Source organism: Halorubrum sp. GN11_10-6_MGM (assembly GCF_005435165.1).
Classification (GTDB): domain Archaea; phylum Halobacteriota; class Halobacteria; order Halobacteriales; family Haloferacaceae; genus Halorubrum.
The window spans coordinates 1-521 of sequence record NZ_SGUC01000119.1 but is presented as its reverse complement, the minus strand read 5'-3'; the positions used below and the strand labels follow the sequence as shown (position 1 = coordinate 521).

Annotated in this window: 1 protein-coding gene; it reads left to right on the top strand. The window is 65.5% G+C overall.

From position 1 onward, the window contains the following. Nucleotides 1–220: 220 nt before the first annotated feature. A partial coding sequence (locus tag EXE46_RS16335) for a hypothetical protein (RefSeq protein ID WP_199234217.1) occupies nucleotides 221–521 on the top strand: 301 nt, incomplete at its 3' end.

Here is a 521-nt window from a genome sequence, read left to right as displayed (position 1 = left end):
GTGCCCATTCGACCAGGAGTCTGCCCCCGACCAGCAGACGACACGCCCTGCAGGTCACGCGCTTTCCCGTTCCGCTGGCGACGGGCCCGGCGGGGAGAAGGGTGGAACGAGACTCGCCACCCGACTGCTTTTGACGTTTGGCGCCACGGCCCTCCTGTCCGCTGCGGCCGTCACAGGAGCCTGCTTGGCAGGGTCGGTCTGGGCCGCCGGGGGAAGCCTGTTGGTCGGCGGGGCCCTCGCGGCAGTCCTCTCGGCACATGTGGCCCGGACTGAAGGACAGCCCGGGGTTCATCACCAGGAGGAGCACTCCGGGAAGGCCCACGTCCGAGAGGAAGGCGAGCGCATGCAGGCCTTGACTCAGCTTATGAGCCACACGAGCGCGGAAGACGATCTCGAAGCGGCCTTCCGGACATTTCTTCGAGAAGTGCGCGAGGTCACGGAAGCGAAGTACGCGGCCCTTAGTATTTTTAACGACGACGGTGACATCGCCGAGTTCTTCACCCTGGGGCTGACAGAAGAAC